Annotated in this window: 11 protein-coding genes; 8 read left to right on the top strand and 3 right to left on the bottom strand. The window is 59.4% G+C overall.

The genetic code is table 11. From position 1 onward, the window contains the following. Positions 1-87 precede the first annotated feature (87 nt). From nadE to QLG10_RS14195, 3 genes are all read right to left on the bottom strand, one after another. A complete protein-coding gene (nadE, locus tag QLG10_RS14185; RefSeq protein ID WP_110753962.1) occupies positions 88-915 on the bottom strand; it encodes an ammonia-dependent NAD(+) synthetase in 828 nt (275 codons plus the stop codon). Between the two features lie 14 nt (positions 916-929). Continuing rightward, positions 930-2,135 carry a nicotinate phosphoribosyltransferase gene (gene pncB / locus QLG10_RS14190; RefSeq protein ID WP_110753960.1) on the bottom strand — a complete coding sequence of 402 codons (1,206 nt, stop codon included), beginning with the start codon at positions 2,133-2,135 and terminating at the stop codon, positions 930-932. Between the two features lie 76 nt (positions 2,136-2,211). Beyond that, positions 2,212-3,099 carry a LysR family transcriptional regulator gene (locus QLG10_RS14195; RefSeq protein ID WP_020797622.1) on the bottom strand — a complete coding sequence of 296 codons (888 nt, stop codon included), beginning with the start codon at positions 3,097-3,099 and terminating at the stop codon, positions 2,212-2,214. 175 nt (positions 3,100-3,274) lie between these two features. Here QLG10_RS14195 and QLG10_RS14200 point away from each other — a divergent pair, with 175 nt between their 5' ends. From QLG10_RS14200 to QLG10_RS14235, 8 genes are all read left to right on the top strand, one after another. Then, on the top strand, positions 3,275-4,765 hold the full coding sequence (locus QLG10_RS14200; RefSeq protein ID WP_020797621.1) for an aldehyde dehydrogenase family protein: 1,491 nt from the start codon (positions 3,275-3,277) through the stop codon (positions 4,763-4,765). A gap of 165 nt (positions 4,766-4,930) precedes the next feature. Continuing rightward, the gene (locus tag QLG10_RS14205; protein ID WP_110753958.1) at positions 4,931-6,214 is read left to right on the top strand and encodes an FAD-binding oxidoreductase; all 1,284 of its coding nucleotides are present in this window, start codon (positions 4,931-4,933) and stop codon (positions 6,212-6,214) included. A gap of 362 nt (positions 6,215-6,576) precedes the next feature. Then, the gene (locus tag QLG10_RS14210) at positions 6,577-7,710 is read left to right on the top strand and encodes a branched-chain amino acid ABC transporter substrate-binding protein (RefSeq protein WP_020797619.1); all 1,134 of its coding nucleotides are present in this window, start codon (positions 6,577-6,579) and stop codon (positions 7,708-7,710) included. A 239-nt stretch (positions 7,711-7,949) separates the two neighbouring features. Next, complete coding sequence (locus tag QLG10_RS14215; protein ID WP_008058951.1) at positions 7,950-8,864, top strand: branched-chain amino acid ABC transporter permease; 915 nt, start codon at positions 7,950-7,952, stop codon at positions 8,862-8,864. A gap of 3 nt (positions 8,865-8,867) precedes the next feature. Beyond that, a complete protein-coding gene (livM, locus tag QLG10_RS14220) occupies positions 8,868-10,151 on the top strand; it encodes a high-affinity branched-chain amino acid ABC transporter permease LivM (protein ID WP_110753956.1) in 1,284 nt (427 codons plus the stop codon). Further along, positions 10,148-11,020 carry an ATP-binding cassette domain-containing protein gene (locus QLG10_RS14225; protein ID WP_020797617.1) on the top strand — a complete coding sequence of 291 codons (873 nt, stop codon included), beginning with the start codon at positions 10,148-10,150 and terminating at the stop codon, positions 11,018-11,020. The genes livM and QLG10_RS14225 overlap by 4 nt, the downstream gene beginning before the upstream one ends. Next, positions 11,017-11,733 carry an ABC transporter ATP-binding protein gene (locus tag QLG10_RS14230; RefSeq protein ID WP_020797616.1) on the top strand — a complete coding sequence of 239 codons (717 nt, stop codon included), beginning with the start codon at positions 11,017-11,019 and terminating at the stop codon, positions 11,731-11,733. The genes QLG10_RS14225 and QLG10_RS14230 overlap by 4 nt, the downstream gene beginning before the upstream one ends. Before the next feature lie 837 nt (positions 11,734-12,570). Then, a complete protein-coding gene (locus tag QLG10_RS14235; protein WP_110753954.1) occupies positions 12,571-13,341 on the top strand; it encodes an SDR family oxidoreductase in 771 nt (256 codons plus the stop codon). The last annotated feature ends 57 nt before the right edge of the window (positions 13,342-13,398 follow it).

Here is a 13,398-nt window from a genome sequence, read left to right on the forward strand (position 1 = left end):
AATGGGCCATCGGCTTCAGCAAATGTGCTGGCCAAAGAAAAGCCCGCTGAGAATCACTCCTCAGCGGGCTTTTCATTCAGTCACGCCTCAAGGCGCAAATGGCATCACGCGCTTGTGATGAGTCTTGTTGTACGTGTCGACAATGATCTTGAACGCTTCCTCGCGCACCGGCTCGCCGTGCAGGAAGGCGTCGATCTCAGCGTACGTCACGCCATGGGACGCTTCATCCGGTTTGCCCGGGGACAGGTCTTCAAGGTCGGCGGTTGGGATTTTCTCCACCAGCGCCTCCGGCGCGCCGAAGCTGCGGGCGATGGCACGGACCTGGTTTTTCACCAGGCCACTGAGCGGTGCCAGGTCGCAGGCGCCGTCACCGAACTTGGTGAAGAAACCCATCACCGCTTCCGCGGCATGATCGGTGCCGATCACCAGGCCATGGGCCGCGCCGGCGATGGTGTACTGGGCGACCATGCGCATGCGCGCCTTGGTGTTGCCGAGCACGAAGTCCACCGACACCGCGTGTTTGCCTTCGAATGCCGCGACTTCGTTGGCCAGGGATTTGACCGCCGGGCCGATGTTCACCGTGTGGCGCTCATCCGGCTTGATGAAATCCACGGAGGCCTGGGCGTCATGTTCATCGAACTGGGTTTCGTACGGCAACCGCACGGCGATGAATTTGTAGGCGGCATCACCGCTGCGCTGACGCAGTTCACGGATCGCACGCTGGGCCAGCAGCCCGGCAGTCAGGGAGTCGACGCCGCCACTGATGCCCAGCACCAGGGTCTTGAGCCCGGAATTGACCAGGCAATCCTGGATGAAGGTAATCCGCCGGGCGACTTCCGCTTCGAGGGCAGCTTCGTCGGCGAACGGCGGTTGAACCTTGAGCTGTTCAGCAATCTCACGCTGTACGGCTTGCATGAATTCACTCCTTGCTAGAGGGGGGCAGGAACTTGGAAAACGTGTCGCAGATAAGCGACGAAATTCGGGTCTTTGCAGTGAGTCTTGCCGGGCTCGTCGGAGATCTTCGCCACCGGCGCGCCGTTGCAGGCGGTCATTTTAAGCACGATGCTCATCGGTTCGACACCCGGAATATCACACGTCAGGTTGGTGCCGATACCGAAGCTGACGTTGATTCGACCCCGCAACGCCCGAAAAATCTCCAGGGACTTGGGCAGTGTCAGGCTGTCGGAAAAGGTCAGCGTCTTGCTCATGGGGTCGATGCCGAGTTTGTGGTAGTGCGCGATGGCTTTTTCCGCCCAAGCCACCGGATCGCCCGAGTCGTGGCGCAAACCGTCGAACAGCTTGGCGAAAAACAGGTCGAAATCGCCCAGGAATGCATCGATGGTGATGCAGTCGGTCAGCGCAATCCCTAGCAGGCCACGGTATTCGCGGACCCAGCAATCGAGGGCGGCGATCTGGCTGTCGATCAGCCGCGGGCCGAGTTGCTGGTGGGCCATGATCCATTCGTGGGCCATGGTGCCCAGCGGTTTCATGTCCAGTTCCCGGGACAGGTGCACATTGCTGGTACCAACGAAGCGCCCGGGGAAATCATGCTTGAGCACGTTCACCACTTCTTCCTGCACGCGGTAGGAAAAACGACGACGGGTGCCGAAATCGGCTACCTGCAATTCGGACAGTTCGTCGCTGCTGGCGTTGGCGGTCAGCCAGTCGAACTTGCGATAGAGCTGCTCGCGGGCCTGTTCCAGGACAATCTCCCGATAGCGATATCGGTTACGCACCTCACTGACGATTGCCAGAATCGGTACCTCGAACAGGATCACGTGCAACCACGGGCCCCGCAAGCGGATGAACAATTCGCCGTTTTCGATGCCGGTGTGGATATAGCGCAGGTTGAAGCGAAACAGCCCGAGAAAACGCAGGAAATCCGGCTTCAGGAAGCTGATGCGCTCCAGAAAACTCAATTGATCGGCGCTCAGGCTCAATTCGGCCAGCCGTTCGATCTGGAAGCGGATCTCTGCCAGATACGGGCGCAAATCTTCGCTGTTACGGCAACGAAACTCCCATTCGACCTCTACGTTCGGGTAGTTGTGCAGCACCGCCTGCATCATCGTCAGTTTGTAGAAGTCGGTGTCGAGCAGGTTCTGCACGATGCGATCGGCAAACACACTCTCGCTCATAACGGGGGTTCTCCACATGGAATAAGGCTAGTGGCGCATATCGGTGGTGGGTATTGCCAGCGATTTTTGCACCGCCCTACACCTGCTCCAGCATCCACTTGACGAAATCGCGCACCTTGGGCACTTCCGCCGAATGTTCCGGGTACGCCAGGTAATAGGCATCGGTGCTGGGCATTGCATGCTGCCAGGGAATGACCAGTTTGCCGTCGGCCAGTTCCTCTTCCACCAGAAATCGCGGCAGCAATGCCACGCCGCAGCCGACCTGCGCCGCGCGGATGCACATGTAGAAGGTTTCGAAGCGCGGGCCGTGGTAGCTGTGTTCGGTGTGGTAGCCCTGGCTGTCGAACCAGTCGTGCCAGGCCTGGGGGCGGGAAGCGTTTTGCAGCAGGACCAGGTCGGTGAGTTGTGTCGGGTCGGTGAATGGCGTGTCGGGCAGGCTGCCTGGCGCACAGACCGGCACCAGCTCTTCGCTGAACAACTTCAGGCATTCGGTACCAGGGCGTGAACCCTGGCCGAAGTAGAACGCCAGGTCGCTGCGCCCCTGTAGCAGGTCGTCGGCTTCCTGCTCATTGCACAGGTCCAGGTGGATCGACGGATGGCGCAGGCGCCAGCCCTTGAGGCGTGGCACCAGCCAGCGAGCGCCGAAGGTCGAGGGTGTCGAGACGCGCAAGACTTCGGTTTCACCACCGTAGGAACGCAGGTAATGGGTCGACATCTCAACCTGGGTGAGGATTTTTCGTACCTCCACCAGGTACAGATCGCCCGCTGGCGTCATTTGCAGGCGTCGGCGAACCCGGCGAAACAGCAGGTGCTGCAACAGCTCTTCCAGTTGCGCCACCTGTTTACTGACGGCGCTCTGGGTCAGGTTCAGCTCTTCCGCGGCCCGGGTGAAACTCAGGTGGCGGGTCACGGCTTCGAAACACTGCAGCGCAGCGATCGAGGGCAAATAGCGTTTGTTCAGCATGGGCGGTCCTTTGTACTTGTCTCTTTATTGCCAACAATGCACAGCATGAATAAACGGAATGATATCTCTCTTAATGGTCGTTTGTTGAGTAACCTCGGGAGCGCTAAAACTACAGGTCTGATCAGTCGTGATTCGGCGGCTGCACACGTTCCGTTTTTTGCTTGAGGAGTGACCCATGGTTGCCGCATTGCTTGATCGTCTTGGTGTGAACCCGGCCCTGTACCAGAACGGCAAAGTGCCGGTGCATTCGCCAATCGATGGCAGCACGATTGCCGCCGTCAACTGGGAAGGTGCCGCCGAAGTCGAGCAGCACATCAGTCGTGCAGATCATGCATTTGAATTGTGGCGCAAAGTGCCGGCGCCGCGTCGCGGTGAGCTGGTGCGGCAACTGGGTGACATCCTGCGCGAATACAAGGCCGACCTCGGCGAATTGGTGTCCTGGGAAGCGGGCAAGATCACCCAGGAAGGCCTGGGTGAAGTTCAGGAAATGATCGACATCTGCGATTTCGCCGTCGGCCTGTCCCGCCAACTGTACGGCTTGACCATCGCCTCCGAGCGTCCTGGGCACCACATGCGCGAAACCTGGCACCCGCTGGGCATCGTCGGCGTGATCAGTGCCTTTAACTTCCCGGTGGCGGTCTGGGCCTGGAACGCCACGCTGGCGCTGGTTTGCGGCAACCCGGTGATCTGGAAACCGTCGGAGAAAACCCCACTGACCGCACTGGCCTGCCAGGCACTGTTCGACCGCGTGCTGAAGAATTTCAGCGATGCGCCACCGCACTTGAGCCAAGTGGTCATTGGCGGTCGCGATGCCGGTGAAGCCCTGGTCGATGACCCGCGTGTCGCGCTGGTCAGCGCTACCGGCAGCACCCGCATGGGCCGTGAAGTGGCGCCAAAAATCGCCGCGCGTTTTGCCCGCAGCATTCTCGAGCTGGGCGGCAACAATGCGATGATCCTTGGCCCAAGCGCCGATCTGGACATGGCCGTTCGCGCGATCCTGTTCAGTGCCGTCGGCACCGCCGGTCAGCGCTGCACCACGCTGCGCCGCCTGATCGCCCATGAATCGGTGAAGGAAGAAATCGTCACCCGCCTCAAGGCCGCCTACTCCAAAGTGCGCATCGGCCACCCGCTGGAAGGTAACCTGATCGGCCCGCTGATCGACAAGCAAAGCTTCGACAACATGCAGGACGCACTGGAGCAGGCGCTGAGCGAAGGCGGTCGGGTGTTTGGCGGCAAGCGTCAGCTTGAAGACAAATTCCCGAATGCCTACTACGTTTCGCCGGCCATCGTCGAAATGCCGGAGCAGAGCGATGTGGTCTGCCATGAAACGTTCGCACCGATTCTCTACGTGGTCGGCTACAACGATTTCAACGAAGCCCTGCGTTTGAACAACGCTGTACCGCAAGGCCTGTCCTCGTGCATCTTCACCACCGACGTGCGTGAAGCCGAGCAGTTCATGTCGGCGGTGGGCAGTGACTGTGGCATCGCCAACGTCAACATCGGCCCGAGCGGCGCGGAAATCGGCGGTGCGTTCGGTGGTGAGAAAGAAACGGGCGGTGGTCGTGAGTCCGGTTCCGATGCATGGCGCGGGTACATGCGTCGTCAGACCAACACCGTGAACTATTCGCTGGAGTTGCCGTTGGCGCAGGGTATTACTTTCGACTGACTGTAGGAGCGAGCTTTTGTGGCGAGGGGATTTATCCCCGCTGGACTGCGCAGCAGTCCCATTTTTTGGGGCCGCTTCGCAGCCCAACGGGGATAAATCCCCTCGCCACATAGATCATCCACATTGAATGAAATGTGTTGGTTAGGTTTCTGTTGGAGTCTGGCAATGCCGTTACGCGAAGAGTGTCTGTGGGAAAAACTGACGCCGCAAAGGCCCGACAACTCGGCGCTCAAGGGTGAGGTGAAAGTCGATGTCTGCGTCATTGGCGCAGGGTTTACCGGGCTCTCGGCGGCGGTGCATTTGTTGGAGCAGGGCAAAACGGTGTGCGTGCTCGAAGCACACCGCGCTGGCCACGGCGGTTCGGGGCGCAACGTCGGGCTGGTCAATGCCGGCATGTGGATTCCCCCGGACGAGATCGAAGCCGGGTTTGGCGAGGCGGTCGGCAGTCAGCTCAACCGAATGCTCGGCGCAGCACCTTCATTGGTGTTCAGCCTTGTGGACAAGTACAACATCGATTGCCAGTTGCGCCGCGAAGGCACGCTGCACATGGCGCACAACGCCCGTGGCGAAGCTGACCTGCGCAGTCGTGAAGAACAATGGAAGCGCCGTGGCGCCCCCGTCGAATTGCTGACCGGTAAAGCGTGTGAGCATGCGACAGGCACCCAAAAAATCGCCGCGGCATTGCTCGACCGTCGTGCTGGCACGCTCAACCCGATGGCCTACACCACCGGCTTGGCCAAGGCGGCGATGGGCTTGGGCGGTCAGTTGTTCGATCATTCCCCGGTGACCCATCTCGAACGGCAGGGGCAGCGTTGGTCGGTGCAAACTGCGCAGGGGTCGGTCCTGGCCGAGCAAGTGGTGATCGCTTCCAACGCCTACACCGAAGGTGACTGGACCGAGTTGCGGCGCAATTTCTTCCCCGGTTATTACTATCAGGTGGCCTCGGTCCCGCTGACCGAAGACGCGGCCCGGCAAATCCTGCCCGGTGGCCAGGGCTCCTGGGACACCCGCCAGGTGCTCAGCAGCATTCGCCGGGACAAGGACGGGCGCCTGCTGCTTGGCAGTCTCGGCAATGGCAATCAGAAACCGGCCTGGTTTCTCAAGGCCTGGGCCGATCGCGTGCAGCAACATTACTTTCCTTACCTCAAGCCGGTGGAGTGGGAGTGCACCTGGACGGGTCGCATCGCCTTCACCCCTGATCACTTGATGCGCCTGTTCGAACCGGCACCCGGAATAGTGGCAGTGACCGGCTACAACGGCCGGGGCGTGACCACCGGGACGGTGGTCGGCAAAGCCTTTGCCGATTACTTGTGTAACGGAAATCCTCAAGCGCTACCGATTCCCTTCGCGCCCATGCAGCCATTAGCCGGGGCAGGATTGCGCAGTTGTCTATACGAGGCCGGGTTCTCGCTGTATCACGCGGGCCAGTGCTTGCGGATCGTGATCTGAATGTGGATTTTCGTTGTTGAAAGCGGCGCTTTTTTGATCAGCAGCTAGCCTGTAGTGGTGCGGGTTGTAGCAGTCCCGCACCAGCAGTGTGCACTTCGGTGACGCACGTTGTTACAGGCTGGTTGCACGTCGTTTAGTGCCGCGGTTGCAATGATGGCGCAGTTGGGTTGCGCCTCAAAAAAATAATGGTTTCACCTTCCGCGGTTTAGACGGTTGCACGCCCAATGAAAATGGGTCCGAGACAGTCGAAATAATAATAAAGCAGCGACTTTTTTCAGAATAAAAAACCGATGGCACGGCCCTTGCTCTGAGCAGTCAGTGAAGTCGCAGTGCCAATTAAAAAAACCATGGAGCACCACCTCATGTCCCAGACGTTTTACAAGAAAGGCTTTCTGGCCCTCGCAGTGGCAGCTGCGTTGGGTGTTTCTGCGTTTGCTCAGGCTGACATCAAGATCGGCGTAGCGGGTCCAATGACGGGCGCCAATGCGGCATTTGGCGAGCAGTACATGAAGGGTGCACAGGCAGCAGCCGATGCGGTCAACGCAGCAGGTGGCGTGAACGGGGAAAAAATCGTACTGGTCAAGGGCGATGACGCCTGCGAACCGAAACAGGCTGTGACGGTCGCCAAGGACCTGACCAACCAGAAAGTCGCCGGCGTGGTCGGTCACTTCTGCTCCTCGTCGACCATCCCGGCCTCCGAGATCTACGACGAAGCGGGCATCATCGCCATCACTCCAGGCTCTACCAACCCACAGGTAACCGAACGCGGCCTGAGCGCCATGTTCCGCATGTGCGGTCGTGACGACCAGCAAGGCATCGTGGCCGGCGACTACATCGTCGACGTGCTCAAGGGCAAGAAGGTCGTGGTTCTGCACGACAAGGACACCTACGGCCAAGGCCTGGCAGACGCCACCAAGGCCCAACTGGTCAAGCGCGGCGTAACGCCAGTGCTGTATGAAGGCCTGACCCGTGGCGAGAAAGACTTCAGCACCATCGTGACCAAGATCCGTGGTGCCGGCGCTGACGTCGTCTACTTCGGTGGCCTGCACCCGGAAGCCGGTCCTCTGGTTCGCCAGCTGCGTGAACAAGGCCTGAAAGACGTCAAGTTCATGTCCGACGACGGCATCGTGACCGACGAACTGGTGACCACCGCTGGCGGTCCGCAATTCGTGGATGGCGTGCTGATGACCTTCGGTGCCGACCCACGCCTGCTGCCAGACAGCAAGACCGTGGTAGACGCTTTCCGCAAGGCCGGTACCGAGCCTGAAGGCTACACCCTGTACGCCTACGCTTCGGTGCAGACCCTGGCGGCTGCCTTCAACGGCGCCAAATCCAACAAGGGCGAAGAAGCGGCTGCGTGGCTGAAGAAAAATCCGGTCAAGACCGTCATGGGCGAGAAGACCTGGGACAGCAAGGGCGACCTGAAAGTCTCCGACTACGTGGTATACCAGTGGGACAAGGATGGCAAATACCACCAGCTGGAAAAACAGAAGTAAGGGCTGACTCAATCACCTGAACCCCACAGATCCTCGTGGGAGCGGGCTTGCCCGCGATGGCGGACTTGCAGGAGACAACTTTGTCGAATGTTCAACCGCTATCGCTGGCAGGCCAGCTCCCACAGGGGACGGTGTGGGACGGGCTGATCGTGACTGACATTGCTCCGACGTATATCTGTATTTTCCTTAGAAGAACCGCACCGGCAGGTGGACAGGTTCTCATTGCGTGAGATTGCGTTATGGATGGTATTTTCCTGCAGCAACTGGTCAACGGCCTGACCCTCGGGTCGGTCTATGGCCTGATCGCCATCGGCTACACAATGGTCTATGGCATCATCGGCATGATCAACTTCGCCCACGGCGAGGTTTACATGATTTCCGCTTACCTCGCGGCAATCAGTCTGGCTCTGCTGGCATACTTCGGTATTGAATCCTTCCCTCTGCTGATGCTCGGCACCCTGATCTTCACCATCGTCGTCACGGCGGTGTATGGCTGGGTCATCGAGCGCGTCGCCTACAAACCCCTGCGTAACTCCACCCGACTGGCACCGCTGATCAGCGCCATCGGTATCTCGCTGATTCTGCAAAACTATGCGCAGATCGCCCAGGGCGCCAAGCAACAAGGTGTTCCAACCTTGCTCAGCGGAGCGTGGCGCGTGGAAGTCGGCACAGGTTTCGTGCAGTTGACCTACACCAAGGTGTTCATCCTGGTCGCAGCGTTTGTCGGGATGGCCCTGCTGACCTACGTCATCAAGTACACCAAGCTCGGCCGCATGTGCCGTGCAACCCAGCAAGACCGCAAAATGGCTTCGATCCTGGGGATCAACACCGACCGGGTGATTTCCTATGTGTTCATCATCGGTGCAGCGATGGCGGCCCTGGCCGGCGTGCTGATCACCATGAACTACGGCACGTTCGACTTCTATGCCGGCTTCATCATTGGCATCAAGGCGTTCACCGCCGCGGTGCTCGGCGGGATCGGCTCACTGCCAGGCGCCATGCTGGGCGGGATCATCCTCGGGATTTCCGAGTCGCTGTTCTCTGGCCTGGTGAACTCGGACTACAAAGACGTTTTCAGCTTCTCGCTGCTGGTTCTCGTACTGGTCTTTCGGCCCCAAGGCCTGCTCGGCCGTCCTCTTGTGTCGAAGGTGTAAGCGATGTCCTCAACCACTAAAAAAACCATTGATATCAAGAAAAGTCTGGTTGACGCGATTCTTGCCGGCCTCATTGCCCTGATCGTGTTCGGGCCGATTGTCGGTGTCGTTCTCGATGGCTACGGCTTCAACCTGGAAACTACCCGCGTGGCGTGGATTGTCGCCATTGTCATGGCCGGTCGCTTTGCCTTGAGCATGTTCCTGCAAACCCCCAAGGGCTTGAGCATCCTCGAAGGTTTTGAAAGCACGGGTTCCGGGGTGCATGTGCTGGCGCCGGATTACAAATCGCGGTTGCGCTGGATCATCCCGTTGATGATCGTCATCGCCGTGGTGTTTCCGTTTTTCTCCAACTCCTACCTGCTGGGCGTGGTCATCCTCGGGCTGATCTATGTGCTGTTGGGGCTTGGGCTGAACATCGTAGTGGGCCTGGCCGGCCTGCTCGACCTCGGTTACGTGGCGTTCTACGCCATCGGCGCCTATGGCCTGGCGCTCGGTTATCAGTACCTGGGGCTGGGCTTCTGGACGGTGCTGCCCCTGGCGGCGATCACCGCCGGGCTGGCGGGTTGCATCCTCGGGTTCCCGGTGCTGCGCCTGCACGGCGACTATCTGGCGATCGTGACCCTGGGCTTCGGTGAAATCATCCGGCTGATCCTCAATAACTGGCTGACCCTGACCGGTGGTCCGAACGGCATGCCGGCACCACTGCCGACCTTCTTCGGCCTGGAATTCGGCAAGCGTGCGAAGGACGGGGGCGTGCCGTTCCATGAGTTCTTCGGCATCGCCTACAACCCGGACGTGAAGTACTACTTCATCTACGCGGTACTGTTCATGGTCGTACTGGCTGTGTTGTACATCAAGCATCGCCTGACTCGCATGCCCGTTGGCCGTGCCTGGGAAGCGCTGCGCGAAGATGAAATCGCTTGCCGTTCCATGGGCCTGAACCACGTGCTGGTCAAGCTCTCGGCATTCACCATCGGCGCTTCGACGGCCGGCCTGGCCGGCGTGTTCTTCGCCACCTACCAGGGCTTCGTCAACCCCACCTCGTTCACCTTCTTCGAATCGGCCCTGATCCTCGCCATCGTGGTGCTCGGCGGCATGGGCTCGACCATCGGCGTGGTGATTGCGGCCTTCGTATTGACCGTTGCCCCGGAACTGCTGCGTGGCTTCGCCGAATACCGCGTATTGCTGTTCGGCATCCTGATGGTGTTGATGATGATTTGGCGACCGCGCGGCCTGATTCGGATCAGCCGTACCGGTGTGGCCCCGCGTAAAGGAGTAGCGCCATGAGCGAAGTCGTACTCTCCGTAGAGAAGCTGATGATGCACTTTGGCGGCATCAAGGCGTTGAATGATGTCAGCCTGAAGGTCAAGCGCAACTCGATCTTCGCCCTGATCGGCCCCAACGGCGCCGGCAAGACCACGGTGTTCAACTGCCTGACCGGGTTCTACAAGGCCTCCGGTGGCAAGATCGAACTGAACGTGCGGGGCCAGCGAACCAACGTCATTAAAATGCTCGGCGAACCGTTCAAGCCTACCGATTTCGTCTCGCCAAAAAGCTTTATCAGTCGCCTGCGCTACAAGATGTTCGGCGGCACCCACTTGGTGAACCGCGCCGGGCTGGCGCGGACTTTCCAGAACATTCGCCTGTTCAAGGAAATGTCGGTGCTGGAAAACCTGCTGGTGGCCCAGCACATGTGGGTCAACCGCAATCTGCTGGCTGGCATCCTCAACACCAAGGGCTACCGCAAGGCCGAAAGCGATGCGCTGGACCACGCCTTCTATTGGCTGGAAGTGGTGGACCTGGTGGACTGCGCCAACCGCCTGGCCGGTGAACTGTCCTACGGCCAGCAACGTCGTCTGGAAATCGCCCGGGCCATGTGCACCCGTCCGCAGATCATCTGCCTCGACGAGCCGGCCGCCGGCCTCAACCCTCAGGAAACCGAAGCGCTGAGCGCGATGATCCGGCTGCTGCGCGACGAGCATGATCTGACCGTGGTGCTGATCGAACACGACATGGGCATGGTAATGAGTATTTCCGACCACATTGTGGTGCTGGACCACGGCGTCGTGATCGCCGAGGGCGGTCCCGATGCGATTCGCAACGACCCGAAAGTGATTGCCGCCTACCTGGGTGCCGATGAAGAGGAGGTGGTATGAGCAAACCCATCCTCGAACTCAAGGACCTGGACGTGTTCTACGGGCCGATCCAGGCCCTGAAGAACGTCTCGCTGCACATCAACGAAGGGGAGACCGTCAGCCTGATTGGCTCCAACGGCGCCGGCAAGTCGACCCTGCTGATGTCGATCTTCGGTCAGCCGCGCGCGGCGGACGGACAGATCCTTTACCAGGGCGTGGACATCACCCACAAGTCGTCGCACTACATCGCCTCCAACGGCATTGCCCAGTCGCCGGAAGGACGGCGGGTGTTCCCCGACATGACCGTCGAGGAAAACTTGCTGATGGGCACCATCCCCATCGGCGACAAGTACGCCAAGGAAGACATGCAACGCATGTTCAAGCTGTTCCCGCGCCTTGAGGAGCGGCGCACCCAACGGGCGATGACCATGTCCGGTGGCGAGCAGCAGATGCTGGCCATCGCCAGAGCCCTGATGAGCCGGCCGAAATTGCTGTTGCTCGATGAGCCGAGCCTTGGGTTGGCGCCCATTGTGGTCAAGCAGATCTTCGCGACGCTGCGAGAGCTGGCCAAGACCGGCATGACCATTTTCCTGGTCGAGCAGAACGCCAACCACGCGCTACGGCTGTCGGACCGAGCCTATGTGATGGTCAACGGCGAGATCCGCATGAGCGGTACAGGGAAGGAGTTGTTGGTCAACGAGGATGTGCGTAACGCCTATCTTGGCGGGCACTAAACCTTAGCGTCCAATGAAAACGCCCTGACGAAATCAGGGCGTTTTTTTTCGCCCCTGTAAAAGCAGGTAGGAGCTGTCGAGTGAAACGAGGCTGCGATTTTTTGATCTTGTTTTTTAATAATCAAGATCAAAAGATTGCAGCCTGCGGCAGCTCCTACAAGAGCGGTGGTGTGAGGTAACTTCAAATTGTGGAAAACAAAATTGTCGAGCTCCTGAAGTGCGACATAAAGCCGCCGCAATTAGTTGTTTTTTCACAGTTTTGACTTGTCCCCGTTTGCTGTGGAACTGGCTGTGAATAACGTGGGAGTAGCTGGCTGAGCGCCTTTGAATCCGTGGCTTGCAGCGCGATGGTTGTTTTTTGATCAGGCGCTTTTTCTTGTCTTCAAGGCAGCGTTGTCAACCTTTTTCTTAGCGTGAAACGTGCGCCTGAATGCAGTGAACAAGCCTGTGGATAAGTCTGTGGTTAAACTCTGGAAAGACCTGGCTGAGGGCCGTAGTTACTGGCTTGGCGCCATCGCAGGATTGACCGCGCGGTCGGGAAATTGACCCTGGGCTACACGGCAGGCCGATTGGGGTCAAGCAAAAAAGTTTCAAATCGGTCCGCAAAGCCTTGTGGATAGCGGCTTTCAGCTTTTCCACTTGCCCCCGGAATATGTGGATGGGGCTGTGGATAAGGTGCGTGCATATGGCTGCAAGCCACGGCCGGCAAGGCGTTGCAAGTTTTGTTCGTTTTTTGTACAGAAAGCGCGCCGGTTGCCGCTGTGCGCAAGGCCGGGCATGCTGCCTGCTGATTTTCTATTCCAATGGCTGCCGATCAGCCGTAGCAAGGAGAACACCATGTCCAACACCCTGTTTATTACCGGCGCGACTTCCGGTTTTGGTGAAGCCTGTGCCCGTCGTTTTGCCGAGGCTGGCTGGAAACTGGTGCTGACAGGGCGTCGTGAAGAGCGCCTTAACGCCCTGTGCGCCGAACTGTCGAAGCAGACCGAGGTGCACGGCCTGGTGCTTGATGTGCGTGACCGCAAGGCCATGGAAGAAGCCATTGCCAACCTGCCGCCATCCTTCGCCAAGCTGCGTGGACTTATCAACAATGCTGGCCTGGCCTTGGGGGTCGATCCGGCGCCCAAATGCGACCTGGACGATTGGGACACCATGGTCGATACCAACGTCAAAGGCCTGATGTACAGCACCCGCCTGCTGCTGCCACGCCTGATCGCTCACGGTCGCGGCGCCGGTATCGTCAACCTCGGCTCCATTGCCGGCAACTACCCCTACCCGGGCAGCCATGTGTATGGCGCGAGCAAGGCGTTCGTCAAACAGTTCTCCCTGAACCTGCGCTGTGACCTCCAGGGCACCGGCGTGCGGGTCAGCAACATCGAACCGGGCCTATGCGAAAGCGAGTTCTCGCTGGTGCGCTTTGCCGGTGACCAGGAGCGTTACAACGCCACCTACGCTGGTGCCGACCCGATCCAGCCGCAGGACATTGCCGAGACCATTTTCTGGGTCCTCAATGCCCCGGCGCACATCAACATCAACAGCGTCGAGCTGATGCCGGTGAGCCAGACCTGGGCCGGGTTTGCGATTGAGCGCAGTGGTGGCAAGGCGTAAGACCGCGTTACCGCCCTTCGCGAGCAGGCTCGCTCCCACAGGGACTTTGGTGAACCT

The organism is Pseudomonas sp. V98_8 (genome assembly GCF_029967975.1).
Taxonomy (GTDB): Bacteria; Pseudomonadota; Gammaproteobacteria; order Pseudomonadales; family Pseudomonadaceae; genus Aquipseudomonas; species Aquipseudomonas umsongensis.

Coding starts and splice junctions, on each gene's coding strand:
- pncB (WP_110753960.1), bottom strand. CDS start 2,135: ATGAGCGAGAGTGTGTTTGCCGATCGCATCGTGCAGAACCTGCTCGAC.
- QLG10_RS14195 (WP_020797622.1), bottom strand. CDS start 3,099: ATGCTGAACAAACGCTATTTGCCCTCGATCGCTGCGCTGCAGTGTTTC.
- QLG10_RS14235 (WP_110753954.1), top strand. CDS start 12,571: ATGTCCAACACCCTGTTTATTACCGGCGCGACTTCCGGTTTTGGTGAA.
- QLG10_RS14230 (WP_020797616.1), top strand. CDS start 11,017: ATGAGCAAACCCATCCTCGAACTCAAGGACCTGGACGTGTTCTACGGG.
- QLG10_RS14225 (WP_020797617.1), top strand. CDS start 10,148: ATGAGCGAAGTCGTACTCTCCGTAGAGAAGCTGATGATGCACTTTGGC.
- QLG10_RS14200 (WP_020797621.1), top strand. CDS start 3,275: ATGGTTGCCGCATTGCTTGATCGTCTTGGTGTGAACCCGGCCCTGTAC.
- nadE (WP_110753962.1), bottom strand. CDS start 915: ATGCAAGCCGTACAGCGTGAGATTGCTGAACAGCTCAAGGTTCAACCG.
- QLG10_RS14215 (WP_008058951.1), top strand. CDS start 7,950: ATGGATGGTATTTTCCTGCAGCAACTGGTCAACGGCCTGACCCTCGGG.
- QLG10_RS14210 (WP_020797619.1), top strand. CDS start 6,577: ATGTCCCAGACGTTTTACAAGAAAGGCTTTCTGGCCCTCGCAGTGGCA.
- QLG10_RS14205 (WP_110753958.1), top strand. CDS start 4,931: ATGCCGTTACGCGAAGAGTGTCTGTGGGAAAAACTGACGCCGCAAAGG.
- livM (WP_110753956.1), top strand. CDS start 8,868: ATGTCCTCAACCACTAAAAAAACCATTGATATCAAGAAAAGTCTGGTT.